Here is a 16,256-nt window from a genome sequence, read left to right as displayed (position 1 = left end):
TGTGATATTATAAGCTGAAATAGAGTTGTTCTACTCGATGAAGAGGTGACGAGAAAATTATGATCGATCCAAGTATTAGACATGATTTACGTGAAATGAGTACGAAACTTACCAACCTTAGGGGGTCTCTTTGACTTAGATCTTAAGCAAGAGATGATTTCGAACTTTGAAGAAAAGATGTCTGCACCTGATTTCTGGGATGATAGTGAGAAGGCACAGAGCCTGATTGCCGAACTTAATGGTGTGAAGTCTTCCATAGATGAATACGAGAAACTTCAACGTGAGTTCGACGATGTTGAAATGATGGCTGAACTTGCTGATGAAGAGGAAGATGAAGCGTTATTCGCAGAGATTGTGGCGTCTACGATGAGTCTGAAGAAGAAGTTAGATGATTTTGAATTAGGGTTACTTCTTAGCGAACCTTACGATAAAATGAATGCCATTCTAGAGCTTCACCCAGGTGCTGGTGGTACCGAATCTCAGGACTGGGGAGAAATGCTACTTAGAATGTATACACGCTGGGCAGAGAAGCGCGGCTTCAAAGTCGAAACGATGGATTACCAAGCGGGTGATGAAGCAGGGATTAAGAGTGTTACTTTGCTCATCAAAGGATTCAATGCTTATGGGTATCTGAAGGCTGAGAAAGGTGTTCACCGACTGGTGCGTATTTCACCTTTTGACTCATCAGGTAGAAGACACACTTCATTCGTCTCATGTGATGTGGTACCTGAGATTACAGAAGATGCTGAAGTGGAAATTCGCACAGAAGATTTGAAGGTTGATACTTACCGTGCCACAGGTGCGGGGGGACAGCATATCAATACAACGGATTCAGCAGTACGAATTACGCATATACCAACAGGTGTGGTCGTGACAAGTCAGGCTGAACGTTCACAGATCAAGAATAGGGCTTGGGCGATGACCGCACTACGTTCGAAGTTAGTAGAGAAGAAGCTCGAAGAACAACGCAAAGAGTTGGCAGAAATTCGTGGAGAACAATCGGAGATTGCATGGGGAAGTCAGATTCGCTCCTATGTGTTCCATCCCTATAGTATGGTAAAGGATCACCGTACTTCCGTGGAGACGGGTAACATTGGTGCAGTGATGGACGGCGATGTGAATGCTTTTATCGATGGTTATTTACGTAGTCAACTTAAAGTAGCAGATAGTGAAGAATAATGAATTTAGAATTCCTACACGGTATATACGTGTGGGAATTTTTTTATGGAAAATAAGAGCAATATTAAGTAACATAGCAAGGTAGATGTTAAGAATGAGAGGGGAACAACAATAGAATGACGCAATTAATTCGTGATCGGAGATTTCGTAAACCGATTCCTTTGAATGGTCCTGTGAGGCATATTTTAGACAGCATATTTATTATTATCGGTTCCTTGATTATCTCCATAGGATTTAATCTATTTTTCCTACCTAATGGGATTGCTTCTGGGGGCGTATCTGGACTATCGGTTCTAGCGAAATCTTGGCTTGGATTAGAACCTGCATTTACGCAATGGGCTTTGAATATTCCCTTATTTGTATTGGGGTTCCTGTTGTTAGGTACCAACTATGGTATTCGGTCATTACTCGGAAGTATGATTTTACCGCTATTTGTATTGATGACGAAAGACTGGCCAATCCCAACGGCTAATCCTTTGCTTGCTTCGATTTATGGGGGGATCTGCGTTGGACTCGGCATTGGGCTCGTATTTCGTGGAAGGGGATCAACGGGAGGACTGACGATACTCGCACAAGTGATTCAGAAGTTAAGTGGTCTGAGCTTCTCACTATGTGTGGTGTTACTAGATGGTACGGTTATTATTCTAGCGGCGTTTGTTATGTCCATGGAACAGGCGTTGTATGCACTAGTTGCTCTTTACGTGACTGGAAAAGTAATAGATACCGTAGAGTTAGGATTTAATTATACGAAGGTCGCATATATTATTTCGGATCATACGGAGTCTCTTTCGGATGTCATTCTGAAAGATCTAGATCGGGGACTGACTAAGCTTCATGCTCAGGGTGGATATACAGGCGATGAGCGGACAGTGCTGATGGTCGTTGTCGGGCAGAATGAAGTGACACGATTGAAGACGTTGGTCCAATCGGTGGATCCGGGTGCTTTTGTCATCATTAGTAATGCTCATGAAGTTCTTGGGGAAGGATTCAAGTTACAACGGTAGAATGAGGAAGATAAGCGGAAATATACGTCCGAATGGTCAAAAAGTGTTGTATTTATATTAACTCGGACGTATAATAATACATAATTATAAAAGGGTGTTGATCAAGTAAGGTCTGAGAGGGGAACAGAGGATAATGACAGTAGATTCTAAGATTAGAGTAGCCATCGTTGGTTCTACAGGATACGGTGGTGTGGAATTAATTCGCTTGTTACAGGGGCATCCTCGTGTGGAGATTACCTCAGTTATTTCAACTTCAAGTGCAGGAGTACCGATTTCTAAGGGTTTTCCACATTTAACAAATATTATTAATCAGGATTTGGATGGTCTCGATATTCCTAGTATTGCGCAGAAGGCAGACGTTGTATTTACAGCTACACCATCTGGCATAAGTACTCCGCTGGTTCCTCAGTTACTTCAGGCAGGTCTTAAGGTGATTGACTTATCAGGTGATTTCCGTATAAAAGACGGCGCAACATACGAACAGTGGTATAAACACCCAGCAGCTGATCCTGTCTATCTTGAACAGGCAGTATACGGGCTTAGTGAAGTATTCGGTGAAGACGTAGTAGGCAAGGATTTCATATCTAATCCGGGGTGTTTCCCAACAGCTACACTACTTGGACTTGTACCAGCAATCATAGCAGGATGGATCGATCCATCTACCATTATTATTGATGCTAAATCGGGAGTATCTGGTTCAGGACGTGGAACGAATTTGACGGTACATTATGCAGAGATTAATGAGAATCTTCGAGCATATAAAGTGAATAGGCACCAACATATACCTGAGATTGAACAAGTGTTATCTGAACTGACAGGTGAGAAGGTCACGGTAACGTTCACGACGCATCTTACACCGATGACACGAGGCATTATGAGTACAATGTATGCCAAAGTGATCGGGGAGCATAGCCAGGCTGATTTTGTTGACTTATACCGTCAGTATTATGAGGGTCGTCCTTTTGTCAGAGTAAGAGACACGGGTGAGTGGCCAGCAACGAAAGAAGTAACGGGTTCTAATTTCTGTGACATGGGACTTTTGGTAGATGATAGAACGGGTAGAATTACGATTATTTCAGTCATTGATAACATCGTGAAGGGTGCATCTGGCCAAGCGATTCAGAATTTGAACCTGATGATGGGATGGGAGGAAGATCTCGGCTTAGGTTACACGCCTGTGTATCCATAAGTTGGGGCAATCAATTATGGGAAAAGATAACTTTAATATAATAGATGGCGGTTCCATTATATCGCCGAAGGGTTTCTCCGCAGGGGGCGTGCACTGCGGATTGAAGAAGACGGAGCGCTATGATATCGGCGCGATTGTATGTGAGGTAGTGGCAACAGCTGCGGCTGTGTACACCACAAGCGTGTTCCAGGCGGCGCCACTGAAGGTGACGCGCGAGAGTCTTGTAGACGGCAAGCTGAAGGCCGTCGTGGTTAATAGCGGCAACGCCAATGCTTGCACAGGGCAGCAGGGCGAAGCAGATGCCTATGCGATGCGCGCAGCAATGGCGAAGCAACTTGGCGTAGCGGAGCAAGATGTGGCTGTCGCTTCGACAGGCGTAATTGGTGAGCTACTTAAGATGGACTGCGTACACGCAGGCATCGAAGTATTGCCATCACGTCTTAGTAATGAAGCGGTCGGCGCGGAGGACTTCTCACAAGCCATCCTCACCACAGATTTGGTGAAGAAGGAGGCTTGTGTATCTGTCTTAGTCGATGGCAAGGAAGTTATCATTGCCGGAGCGGCAAAGGGGTCAGGGATGATTCATCCGAATATGGCTACGATGCTTGCTTTTATGACGACAGATGTCCATATCGATCAAGATGTATTGCAACAATTGATGCGACAAGCTACGGATCTTACATTCAACATGATTACCGTGGATGGTGACACGAGCACGAATGATATGCTCATTACGATGGCGAGTGGATTGGCTGGCAATGAGGCGATGAATAGTTCTCATCCAGATTGGTCTGCATTTGCTGATGCTTTCACTTATGTGTGTCAGAAGCTCGCTATGGCGATTGCTCGTGATGGCGAAGGCGCTACGAGATTGGTTGAAGTTGTTGTCCAAGGTGCAGTAAGTGACAACTCCGCAAGAGCTATTGCTAAGACGATTGTTGGTTCAAGTCTAGTGAAGACTGCGATATTTGGAGCAGATGCCAACTGGGGACGCATTATCGCTGCCATAGGGCGTGCTGGAGAACCTGTAAACCCAGAGCAAGTAGATATTCAACTGGGACATATTACGGTGCTCAAGGGATCGCGTCCTGTGGTATTTGATGAAGAAGAAGCATTAGTATATTTGAAAGGTGACACTGTACGTATATTTGTAGACCTGCATGGTGGGGCTGGGCAAGCAACCGCATGGGGCTGCGATTTAACATATGATTATGTACGAATTAATGCGGCATATCGGACTTAAAGATTGAAAGTTCAACAAGTTGAAAGGACGACATCGTAATGTCGTCTCAATCTTGTTGGTATGAGAGGGGAATCATACTTATTATGAGAACGATATTGGAGAGTCATGAGGCGGGAGAGCTTCAAGCGGCTACTGTCCAAGGGAGTTTTGTGATGAAATGTGGTGGAAGTACGCTTGCCGCATTGCCGGATTCCTTCTTCCATGATTTAAGACAATTGCAGGAGAGTGGGGTTCAACCTGTCATCGTTCATGGTGGCGGGCCAGCTATCTCAGATAATCTTGCGAAGCTTGGTATTGAAAGTGAATTCGTTCATGGATTACGTAAGACGACAGAAGATGTTCTTGATGTGGTAGAGATGGTGCTATCGGGCAGCATCAACAAACAGATTGTTCGTCGAATTCAGAACGTAGGTGGTCGTGCATGGGGCCTTTCCGGTGTAGATGGGTCACTTATTCAAGCGAAGCCTGTTGCCAATAACGCAGAGGTTGGCTTTGTTGGAGAAGTTACTCATGTTGAAGCGAGCATCATACAAGGCGTGCAAGACATGGGGTATATCCCAGTGATCGCACCGATTGGTATCGATCTATCCGGTCAGCGTTATAACATTAATGCGGATACGGCGGCAGGAGCGGTGGCTTCGCATTTAGGCGTTAGCCGTATGATTGTCGTGACAGACGTTCCAGGGATTATGAAGACAGTGAATGGCGAGAAAGTGGTACTGTCCTCCGTTACCGTGCAAGAAATTGATGACATGATTGAGACTGGCGAAATCTATGGTGGGATGATTCCGAAAGTACGTGCAGCGATGAGCTGCATTCATGGCGATGTTCAAGAAGTCGTAATTGTAGACGGAAGCGAACCGAAGGTGCTTAGCCGGGTTATGCAAGGTGAGATCATCGGGACTCGCATTGCTCGTGGATAGAGACGTTAAACCTTAATCATATAAATAGATTGGAGTGAAGATGAGTGATGGGAATACAGGAGAAACAGAGTGATGTTGTAAATAAGTCTGCAGCGGTAGGAGCAAAGAGTCAAACGACGAGTTCGTTGTTTCCAACGTATGCGCGGTATCCAATTAGCTTGGTTAAAGGCGAAGGTAGCTGGTTGTGGGATGATGAGGGCAACAAATATTTAGATTTCATGAGCGGATTAGCGGTAACGAATCTTGGTCATGCCCCAATAAAGGTAAAAGAAAAGTTGAAACAGCAACTCGATGAGTTATGGCATGTATCTAACTTATTCCAGATTCCGAATCAGGAGAAGGCTGCTACTCTACTGACATCCATTTCATGTGGAGATGCTGTTTTCTTTTGTAACAGTGGTGCAGAGGCGAATGAAGCTGCAATTAAGCTGGCCCGTCGTTATCATCAGAAGACGAAAGGAAACGGACGTTATGAAGTGATTACGTTCAATCAATCCTTTCATGGACGGACGTTGGCTACACTTACAGCAACAGGTCAGGATAAAGTGAAGGAAGGTTATCTACCACTCCCTGCTGGATTCAAGACGGTTCCATTACATGATCTAGAAGCACTGAAAGCTGCTATTAGTGATCAGACAGCTGCAGTAATGATAGAAATGGTTCTTGCCGAAGGCGGCGTTCATCCTGTTGAACCTGAATTCTTGAAGGCCGTTGCTGAATTATGTAAGCAAGAAGGATTATTGCTTATCTTTGATGAGGTTCAGACGGGAATGGGACGTACGGGTAAATGGTTTGCGCATGAACATTACGGTGTTGAACCTGATATCTTCACAGTTGCCAAGGGTCTTGCAAGTGGATTCCCTGCAGGTGCGATGTTAGGTAAGGAATACTTGCGTGATACATTTACAGCGGGTAGCCATGCCACGACGTTTGGTGGAACGCCACTAGCAACCGCAGCGATCATTGCAACGATTGAGACGATGATAGAAGATAATATTCCTGAGCGTGCTGCGAAGATGAGTGAGTACTTATTTAAGCAGTTGCATGAGAAGTTGGCTGGGGTTTCTTTTGTCAAAGGAATAAGAGGATTGGGCCTACTGGTTGGTATCGAGTGCGAGGAGTCTGTTGCTAACATCGTGTTGGCAGGACAGAAACGGGGACTGTTATTTGTAAATGCAGGTCCTAACGTGATTCGCCTGTTGCCGAACTTATATGTAACTGAGCAAGAAATTGATCAAGCTGTGGCAATTGTAGCAGACCTGATTCGCGAACATATAGCAAGTAAGAATGTCTAAATGATAACTCTTTCAATTTCATAGATAATCCACATTAAAGGAGGATACCAAGAATGACACAGACGCAGATTGAGCAGAACCACGCGAATAACTTAAAAGGACGTGACTTCATCGAAATGGATGATTTCACACCAGATGAGATTCAATATTTAATCGATTTGGCGATTGAAATAAAGCACAAACAGAAGAGTGGAGAGGTGTATCAACCTCTTAAAGGCAAGACGATCGGACTTATTTTCGAGAAATCCTCAACACGTACGCGTGTATCTTTTGAAGTAGGGGCTTTTCAATTAGGAGCTCATGCACTCTTCCTAAGCAAGAATGATATACAGCTGGGTCGTGGAGAGATCATTAGTGATACAGCACAAGTGTTATCTCGTTATTTAGATGGCATGATGATCCGAACGTTCGGACATGACAATGTCATTGACTTAGCACGTTATGCTACTGTACCTGTTATTAATGGGCTCAGTGATCTAGCGCATCCTTGCCAAGTGTTGGCCGACTATCAAACGGTGTACGAACACAAAGGGAAGTTAAAAGGATTGAAACTTGCCTATATCGGCGATGGTAATAACATGGCACACTCCCTGATGATTGGTGGCGCTAAACTTGGCGTTCATGTATCAGTAGCAACACCTGAAGGATACGAGCCTGATGCGTCTGTTGTGAAGGAATGCCTTGAGATTGCTCGTGAGACTGGGGCTCAGATCGTAGTAACGCGCAGTCCGCAGGACGCTGTTAAAGATGCGGATGTTATTTATACAGATGTTTGGGCAAGTATGGGATTTGAGGAAGAGCAGAAGATTCGTGAAGCTGCCTTTAAAGACTATCAAGTGGATGAACAACTTGTCCAAGGGGCTAAGAGTGACTATCTCTTTATGCACTGTCTACCAGCACATCGTGGTGAAGAAGTGAGTGAGGGTGTCATTGACGGAGTCAATTCAGTTATATTTGATCAAGCGGAGAACCGTCTACATGCACAAAAGGCCTTGATGGCTGCATTGATGGGATAAATGATTCATAGTATTATTAATTCATAGATTGAATTAATATTCAGTATAAGAAGTTCATATAAGGATTTAGGGGAAGGAAGTTGTAGGTTATGGCAAAAGAAAAAATAGTACTCGCATACTCCGGAGGACTTGATACATCGATCATTTTGAAGTGGCTTAAAGAAACATACGATGCAGAGATTATTGCTTTCACAGCAGATATTGGTCAAAAAGAAGAATTAGATGGCTTGGAGGAAAAAGCACTAGCGACAGGCGCATCCAAAGTCTATATTGATGACTTGCGTGATGAATTCGCGAATGACTTCATCTATCCGATGTTCCAATCGGGCGCTCTATACGAAGGACAATACCTATTAGGTACGAGTATTGCTCGTCCATTGATCGCTAAACGCATGGTGGATATCGCACGTGCAGAAGGTGCAACTATGATCGCTCACGGCGCAACAGGTAAAGGGAATGACCAAGTTCGTTTTGAGCTTGGCGTAGCTGCACTTGCACCTGAGATCAACGTTATTGCTCCATGGCGTCTAGAGGAATTCCGTAATGAGTTCCCAGGACGTGCTGAAATGATCGCGTATGCTGAGAAACATGGTATTCCAGTAACAGCTTCTGCAGCGAAGTCCTATTCCATGGATCGCAACTTGCTACATATTAGTTATGAGAGTGGCGTGCTTGAAGATCCTTGGTTCGATGCTAGCACACCTGAGAATAAAGACATGTTCTTATTGAGCGCATCCCCTGAGGACGCACCAGATGAGGCAGAATATTTGGAGCTTGAATTCGTACAGGGAGATTGTGTGGCTCTGAACGGCAAGAAATTGACACCACTACAAGTGATGGAGCAATTAAATGACCTTGGTGGTAAACATGGTATTGGCCGTGTAGATATGGTCGAGAACCGTTTCGTTGGTATGAAGAGCCGCGGGATCTATGAGACACCAGGTGGAACCATTCTATTCACTGCTCATCGCAAAATGGAGTCCATCACGATGGACCGTGAAGTGATGAACCTACGTGATAGTCTAATCACTCGCTATAGTACACTTGTCTACAATGGCTTCTGGTTCGCTCCAGAACGTCTTACACTTCAGGCACTTGTGAAAGAGAGCCAGAACAACGTTACCGGTACTGTACGCGTTAAGTTGTACAAAGGAAATGTGATTAGTGCTGGTGTGAAGAGCCCAGTGAGCTTATATAACCCAGAAATCGCAACGATGGAAGCTGATCCAACGCAAGCTTACGATCAAGGGGATGCAACAGGATTCATTCATCTGAATGCTTTGCGCCTTAAAGTAGCAGCTGGCGTACAACAAAATAAATAATTAACATGCAATAATAAATAGAGCACAAAGACAGTAATTGGCCGTTCCTTGTCGGTTCACGAGAAGGGACGGCCCTCTGTTGTCATAAGAAGGGAGAACATATCATGAGTAAATTATGGGGAGGGCGCTTTACGAAGCAGACCAACCATTTGGTAGAGGAATATACAGCTTCCATCGGATTCGACAAGGCGCTTGCAGAGGAAGATATTCAAGGTAGCTTGGCGCATGTAACGATGCTAGGCAAATGCGGTATTGTTCCAGAGGAAGATGCGGAGACGATACGTCAGGGTTTGAAGAAAGTATTAGATAGAATTCGTTCTGGAGAGATCAAGTTCTCTGTTTCGGACGAAGATATTCATATGAATATTGAGAAGAATCTTATTGATGAGATCGGACCTGTAGGCGGTAAGTTACATACAGGACGTAGCCGTAATGACCAAGTGGCTACAGATATGCACTTGTACTTACGCAAGCGTGTCGTAGCTCTTACGGCAATGCTACAAGAACTTCAAGCTTCACTAATTACTCAGGCGAAAGACAACGTGGATACCATCGTTCCAGGATATACACATTTGCAACGTGCACAACCTATTCTTTTCGCTCATCATCTCATGGCGTACGTGTCTATGTTCGGACGTGATGCCGAACGTTTGATGGATAGCTATAAACGTATTAACATTCTTCCACTTGGTGCGGGTGCACTTGCAGGTACAACGTTTCCAATTGATCGCCATTTCGTGGCAGAGCAACTTGGATTCGATGGCGTATACGAGAACAGTCTGGATGCAGTAAGTGATCGCGATTTCATCGTTGAGTTCTTGGCGAATGCTTCACTCATCATGACGCATTTGTCCCGTCTAAGTGAGGAACTCGTACTATGGAGTAGCACAGAGTTCAGCTTCGTTGAGTTGGATGATGCTTTCTGTACAGGTAGTAGCATTATGCCACAGAAGAAGAATCCAGACGTGCCAGAATTAGTGCGCGGCAAGACGGGTCGTGTATACGGGAATTTGATCGGACTTCTTACAGTATTGAAGTCACTTCCTTTGGCTTATAACAAAGATATGCAAGAAGACAAAGAAGGCATGTTCGATACAGTGGCTACACTCGAAGGAGCACTTCAGTTGTTTGCTCCAATGATCGCGACCATGAAAGTGAACAAAGGTCGTATGCGTGAAGCCGTGAACAAGGATTTCTCTAATGCAACAGATATTGCAGATTTCTTGGTTAACAAAGGATTACCTTTCCGTCAAGCGCATGAGGTTATCGGTAAGACAGTACTTTACTGTATTCAGAACAGTAAGTATCTGTTAGATCTCACACTTGAAGAATTCCAACAGTTCTCAGAATTGTTCGATGACCGAATCTACGATGTGCTTCAACCGGAAGCGGTAGTGAACGCTCGTAATGTATATGGTGGAACAGCAACGGTACAAGTTGTAGCGGCTATTGAACGTAGTGAAGCTGCCCTTCAGTCTGCGAAGACGTGGGTTGAAGAACACGACGAAGAGTCGTACTTATCTTAAATATAATAAATTCATAATAAAAAGCGACTGCTAACTTAAGCGGTCGCTTTTTATTATGAATTTATTCTGATCGTTAAGAATTGGGTAATAAGATAGCATACCATATTTGATGATTCATTTCTTAATACAATAATTGTAATTAATAAAAATCGACAAAATATGCTATGGTGAATTCTTATGAGAAATATTAATAAAATTCAAAATAACAATCTAGCAAGTGCAGAGGTGCAATATGAGAATAATTCTATTATCTGGGGGCGAAGGTAAAAGGTTATGGCCCTTATCCAATGCGTTAAGATCCAAACCGTTCCTTCGTCTTTTACAGGATCAGAGCGGCGAAAGAATATCTTTGATTCAGAATACGATGAAAGAACTAGACTCACTCGGATATAGTGATAATACGATCGTAGTGGCATCCGCCACACATATTGAACAAGTGCATGAACATCTTGGGCGTAAAGTACAGAGTCTTGTGGAGCCGCAAAGACGAGATACGTTTCCTGCTGTAGCATTAGCAACCTCGTATCTTCATGATGAATTGGGAGTAGACAGGGAAGAGATTGTCATCGTAATGCCTGTTGACAGTCAGGCGGATCAGTCATTTTATCAGTTGCTTCCCATACTCGAACAGGAATTATCCAGATCGGTAGAGACTAAGTTGGGTTTGATTGGCGTTAAACCACTGTCCGCTTCCGTTAAGTACGGTTATATATCGCTTGAACATGGAAATAAGAAGGGGCTTCTATCTCCCATTCAACAATTTCGTGAGAAGCCCAATGAGCAGAACGCTAAGGAATTGGTCGCAGAAGGAGCGCTATGGAACTGTGGCGTATTTGCCTTTACTGTGGGTTATTTGTTAGATCTATTGAAGCAACGTGGGTTACCGCAAGATTATAGTACTCTGAATGATAGATATGAAGATCTTCCGGCAAATAGCTTTGATTATGAAGTGTCTGAGCATGAAGAAGCTGCTGCATGCCTTTCCTATGATGGGAATTGGAGGGATGTGGGTACATGGGATGTACTCTCCTCACGGTTGGAGGAGCAAGTATATGGTAAAAGTGTGATTAACGGAAGGTGCTCAGGTACTCATGTTATCAATGAACTGCCCATTCCAATAGTCATATCAGATATTCCAGATGCAATTATAGTTGCGGGTATAGAAGGCATCTTAATTAGTAGTAAAAAGAGTTCAATAGATCTCAAGTCTTTACTATCTAAGTTAACCTCTGTCCCTTCTCAGGTCGAATTCCGAACCGAAGGGAAATGTTTCTTGATTGATCGGCACAATGTAACAAGTGATGAGCTAGTCATAGAGACAAGCCGTATTCATTTGCTTAAGGGAGAACAACTGGTAACTCATTCGAAGGCCGTTAAGACGATTTGGACATTGACGATGGGAGCGGGCATCTTTACATCTAGCGACACACATTTTCCACAATCTGATGTGTCGGCAGGCCAGACGCTCCAATTACAGGATTCAGATCTATTTACAGCATCGACAGAATGTATGTTGATTGAGATTACAACGTTAAGTACCGTGCAAGACGAGGTATTGTTATGAGATCAAAGCGCCGAACACGTTACCAAACAGTCTTACTTGGTAATCATATAGCCGATGTTGAGGGAATCGTGAAATCACTTCAGGAAGCAAAGAGAGAGACAGAGCAGAAATTGATTGAGGAAAGAGAAGCCTTCCTCTTTGAGTATACAAGCAAGATGAATGAAATTGAGGAGTTGCGATTGCAACTAGATAAGGCTCAGGCTAAAGAAAGATCCTTAATCGAGGAGGCGTCTCTACGATGAAGGACAAGTTGCGATGGCAGCTGGGTGGTATCTCATTCATCCGATCCAAGAAGATGATTAGCAAGGAAAGAACAGAACTTGAGAAGTGGCATCAGAAGCTTGAGTCTGAGCAACAAGAACAGACAGAGAGTATTCAGCAACTTGATTTCGAAATAGCAGGGTTGAACCGACGTCTTAGCGAAACAGAGGTACGCATTCAACAACTTGAGATGGATACGAAATCCATAATTCGTGAGGAACCTATCCCAGTAGGTGGGAAGGAAAGAATGGGTGAAAGGTTAGTCACTCAGGGGATCATCACCGCAGCTCAACTTGAAGATGTCATGCTTAGCCAGAAGCAGTATGGAGGTCGACTAGGTAATATCTTAGTCGATATGGGATTTGTAACGGCTGATCGAATAGATAAAGCGATGACAGAGTCAAGGCCGAAGGAAAGACTTGGCACAATGCTCGTTCGCTCCAAATATATTACACAAGACCAGTTGGAGCGTGCACTTTCCTTCCAACGAAAGAGCGGGGGCATGCTCGGAGATATTCTATTATCACTGCAAATGCTTGAACCTGAGGAATTGTATCGGGCAGTGGCAATCCAGAATCAGATTGGACGCATTGGTGAAGATATTGATATGAATATACCCTTTAAATTGCCTGAACAATGGGCTCAGGACAACGGTGTAGTTGTAGTTCATCAGTATCTTGATCGGTATCTCGTAGCGGTAAGTAATCCTCTTCCTGAGAATCTTTATGAGGAACTTGAGACGTTGTTGGGTAGGCCATTTGAGCAAGTGCTTGCGACAAAGGAAGAGCTAGAGCAATTGTTCACGCGTATATATGGAGAGGATATGCTTAAGCAGAGCACTTCGAGGCTACTTGAAGAGCAACCTCATAATTCTGCAAGTACGACCTTTACCACGTTTCAAATTATGATGTTCATCATCATAGGGTTATCCATTGTGGTCGGATTAATCTGGAATGCATGGAGAACCGTATTGTTCGTCAATGTATTAATTCAGGTATTTTACTTCGTCATGACGATATTTAAGTTTGCAATTATTTATTTGGGATCACGGAGAGATTCGCAGATTCGATTCACACCAGACGAGATTGCGGCGATGGATGAGAGAGAACTCCCGATCTATACGATTCTAGTTCCAATGTATAAAGAGGTGGATGTGATTCCGCAGCTTATTCGTAATTTGGAGAAGCTAGATTATCCCAAATCGAAGTTAGATGTAAGATTGCTGATTGAGGAGGATGACACGGAGGCCAAAGAATTGTTAACTTCTATGAACCTTCCTGCCTATTACACAACACTTGTCGTACCCGATAGTCTACCCAAGACGAAACCTAAAGCGTGTAACTATGGGCTTATTCGAGCTCGGGGAGAATATGTCGTCATTTACGATGCAGAGGATCAACCCGATACGGATCAGTTGAAAAAAGTAATGGCAGCATTTAATTCACTTCCAGAGGAATACGTGTGTATTCAAGCGAAGCTGAATTATTTCAATAGCTCACAGAATCTACTAACTCGTTGGTTCACTCAGGAATATAGCATGTGGTTCGAACTGCTGCTTCCTGGCATTATGCAATTGAATATGCCGGTACCGCTGGGTGGGACATCCAATCACTTTAAGGTATCTGTGTTAAAGGAAATTAATGCATGGGACCCATATAACGTGACGGAGGATGCTGATCTAGGGATTCGGCTGTATAAATCAGGTTATAAGACGGCCATTATTGACTCACGTACGTGGGAAGAGGCCACTAGCCAAGTAGGGAACTGGATACGTCAGCGTTCCAGATGGATTAAAGGGTATATGCAGACTTGGCTCGTGCATATGCGTAGTCCGATCAAGTTATACAAAGAGCTCGGTTGGAAGGGGTTCCTCGGATTCCAAGTGATGATTCTTGCAACACCTCTGTTACCTCTGTTAAATCCGATATTCTGGGTGATGATCATTTTATGGTTCGGTTGGAAGGCAGCATTCATTCCGCAATTATTTCCGGGATTTCTATATTACTTATCGGGCGCAGAGTTTTATATTGCTAATTTCCTGTTTGTATTCAGTAATGTAGCCGGTGTGTATTGGGTAATTAGTGAGCTGGAAGCAAAGGGAGAACAGAGATTTTCATTCTCCTTGGTCAAATACGGATTGTCCACTCCGATCTATTGGGTATTAATGAGTATTGCGGCTGTGAAAGCAGCATGGCAACTGATTACTAAACCATTTTACTGGGAGAAAACGGTTCATGGTCTGACCGATATGCATGAAGATCCAAAGGTTGATGTAGAGGTTTAAGATTTAAGGAAGATCTGAATGTTGTATGGATATGGGATGATTATTGTTTCAATAAAAAGGAGGATGATGATGGACAAGCATAAGCCTCTCCTCTCTGTTGTAGTTCCAATTTATAATGAAGGATCTCATATCGTTAGCTCGTTAAAGATTATTGTAGAGACGGTATCCCAAATAACTTCTACCTATGAGCTGATTGTGGTAGATGATGGTTCTAAGGATGATACATGGAAACATTTAGATCAAGCAGCTAAAGATATGCCAGGCGTGATCGCTCTACGGTTGAGTCGCAATTTTGGTAAGGAGATTGCAGTATGTGCAGGACTTGAGAATGCATCTGGAGATGCCGTGATCGTAATGGACGGGGATCTTCAACACCCTCCGACACTGATTCCAGAAATGGTGCGTCTATGGCATGAAGAAGGATATGAGATCGTTGAATGTGTGAAGGAAACAAGAGGCAAAGAACCGATTGGTAAAAAAATAGGTGCCTCTGTGTTTTACTCAATGTTAGATAAATTAACGGGTTATGATCTGAAGGGTGCATCTGATTTTAAATTACTAGATCAAAAGGTGCTGAAGGCTTGGATGGATATGCATGAACGAGTACCCTTTTTTCGTGGAATGACGGCTTGGCTTGGATTCCGTAGAGTGGAACTTCCATTTAATGTGGCTGAACGAGAAGTGGGTCGTAGTCGTTGGGGCGTTCTTAGTCTAATTCGGCTTGGAGCTGAGGCTATCGTATCATTCTCCACGATCCCGTTGAGAATGGTCAGTCTGGTTGGTATTGGCTTCTTCGTCATATCTATCGTGCTGGCAATTCAAACATTGATGCAAAAGATACAAGGCAATGCGGTTACGGGTTTTACTACAGTCATTCTGTTATTGCTTATTACTGGGAGCATTCTAATGATATCTATAGGTATCGTAGGTGAATACATTGCGGCCATCTATCATGAGGTCAAGGCAAGACCACGGTATTTAATTTCTGATAAAACAATCCATTCCGACCTGATTGGGACAGATAGGGAGTTAAAGCATGACCATACGTTCGTTACTTAAGCTTCCCATCATTAAATATGGCTCTGTAATTTATTATTGGCAAAACATTATGGTACTCAGCGCCATTGTTTGCAGTGTTAGAGAAAGTGATTGCCCTTCTTCAACTCGTAATAATACAACTTCTTTCTTTATTTCTTCCGTATACTTTGTAAACTGCTGTCCCTTGTAGCCATAAAAAAATTCCCTCTGATCAACAGTGTTAAGTCCATAATATCCATGAACTCTTTTTTCACTGTCTACCGTAAGGGGATAATATCACTGATGGAAAGGTGATCGCTTTTTTGTCGTGTTTATGTGGTTTGGTGACGAATAACATACTATTATGTCATATCTTTAGAACAGAATTCTAAAGATAGGACAAATGGAATAGAAAATGTTTATATACCATATT

The 16,256-nt window shown here is 43.5% G+C and carries 13 protein-coding genes; all 13 read left to right on the top strand.

The window, feature by feature from the left end; genetic code table 11:
* Positions 1–59: 59 nt before the first annotated feature.
* The 13 genes from prfB to BW961_RS18725 all read left to right on the top strand — a co-directional run bounded on the left by prfB (position 60) and on the right by BW961_RS18725 (position 15,865).
* Positions 60–1,179, top strand: a protein-coding gene (gene prfB / locus BW961_RS18785; protein WP_244555995.1) for a peptide chain release factor 2 whose coding sequence is annotated in 2 segments (ribosomal slippage) — positions 60–131 and positions 133–1,179 — 1,119 coding nt in all. Because the reading frame shifts where the segments join, the coding sequence is not laid out codon by codon here.
* A gap of 116 nt (positions 1,180–1,295) precedes the next feature.
* On the top strand, positions 1,296–2,183 hold the full coding sequence (locus BW961_RS18780) for a YitT family protein (RefSeq protein WP_068584173.1): 888 nt from the start codon (positions 1,296–1,298) through the stop codon (positions 2,181–2,183).
* Positions 2,184–2,316: 133 nt separating this feature from the next.
* Positions 2,317–3,372 carry an N-acetyl-gamma-glutamyl-phosphate reductase gene (gene argC, locus BW961_RS18775; protein WP_068584176.1) on the top strand — a complete coding sequence of 352 codons (1,056 nt, stop codon included), beginning with the start codon at positions 2,317–2,319 and terminating at the stop codon, positions 3,370–3,372.
* A gap of 16 nt (positions 3,373–3,388) precedes the next feature.
* Complete coding sequence (argJ, locus tag BW961_RS18770) at positions 3,389–4,615, top strand: bifunctional glutamate N-acetyltransferase/amino-acid acetyltransferase ArgJ (protein ID WP_068584179.1); 1,227 nt, start codon at positions 3,389–3,391, stop codon at positions 4,613–4,615.
* An 83-nt stretch (positions 4,616–4,698) separates the two neighbouring features.
* Complete coding sequence (gene argB, locus BW961_RS18765) at positions 4,699–5,538, top strand: acetylglutamate kinase (RefSeq protein WP_068584182.1); 840 nt, start codon at positions 4,699–4,701, stop codon at positions 5,536–5,538.
* Positions 5,539–5,585: 47 nt separating this feature from the next.
* Positions 5,586–6,833, top strand: a complete 1,248-nt coding sequence (locus BW961_RS18760; RefSeq protein WP_068584183.1) for an acetylornithine transaminase — start codon at positions 5,586–5,588, stop codon at positions 6,831–6,833.
* A gap of 53 nt (positions 6,834–6,886) precedes the next feature.
* Positions 6,887–7,849, top strand: coding sequence for an ornithine carbamoyltransferase (argF, locus tag BW961_RS18755; protein ID WP_068584187.1), 963 nt, complete (start codon positions 6,887–6,889; stop codon positions 7,847–7,849).
* 89 nt (positions 7,850–7,938) lie between these two features.
* Positions 7,939–9,171: an argininosuccinate synthase gene (locus BW961_RS18750; RefSeq protein WP_068584189.1), complete on the top strand. Its 1,233-nt coding sequence runs from the start codon at positions 7,939–7,941 to the stop codon at positions 9,169–9,171.
* A 104-nt stretch (positions 9,172–9,275) separates the two neighbouring features.
* Positions 9,276–10,697, top strand: a complete 1,422-nt coding sequence (argH, locus tag BW961_RS18745; RefSeq protein WP_068584191.1) for an argininosuccinate lyase — start codon at positions 9,276–9,278, stop codon at positions 10,695–10,697.
* Positions 10,698–10,929: 232 nt separating this feature from the next.
* Entirely contained in the window at positions 10,930–12,261 is a 1,332-nt protein-coding gene (locus BW961_RS18740; RefSeq protein WP_068584194.1) for a sugar phosphate nucleotidyltransferase, read from the top strand.
* Positions 12,258–12,503 carry a hypothetical protein gene (locus tag BW961_RS18735; RefSeq protein ID WP_068584197.1) on the top strand — a complete coding sequence of 82 codons (246 nt, stop codon included), beginning with the start codon at positions 12,258–12,260 and terminating at the stop codon, positions 12,501–12,503. The genes BW961_RS18740 and BW961_RS18735 overlap by 4 nt, the downstream gene beginning before the upstream one ends.
* Entirely contained in the window at positions 12,500–14,806 is a 2,307-nt protein-coding gene (locus tag BW961_RS18730) for a cyclic di-GMP-binding domain-containing protein, MshE-related (RefSeq protein ID WP_068584200.1), read from the top strand. The genes BW961_RS18735 and BW961_RS18730 overlap by 4 nt, the downstream gene beginning before the upstream one ends.
* A 69-nt stretch (positions 14,807–14,875) precedes the next feature.
* Positions 14,876–15,865: a glycosyltransferase family 2 protein gene (locus BW961_RS18725; protein WP_068584202.1), complete on the top strand. Its 990-nt coding sequence runs from the start codon at positions 14,876–14,878 to the stop codon at positions 15,863–15,865.
* The last annotated feature ends 391 nt before the right edge of the window (positions 15,866–16,256 follow it).

Source organism: Paenibacillus macquariensis (genome assembly GCF_900156375.1).
GTDB classification, from domain to species: Bacteria; Bacillota; Bacilli; order Paenibacillales; family Paenibacillaceae; genus Paenibacillus_AQ; species Paenibacillus_AQ macquariensis.
The sequence above is the reverse complement of the archived record's forward strand: the minus strand, read 5'-3'. Positions and strand labels throughout refer to the sequence as shown.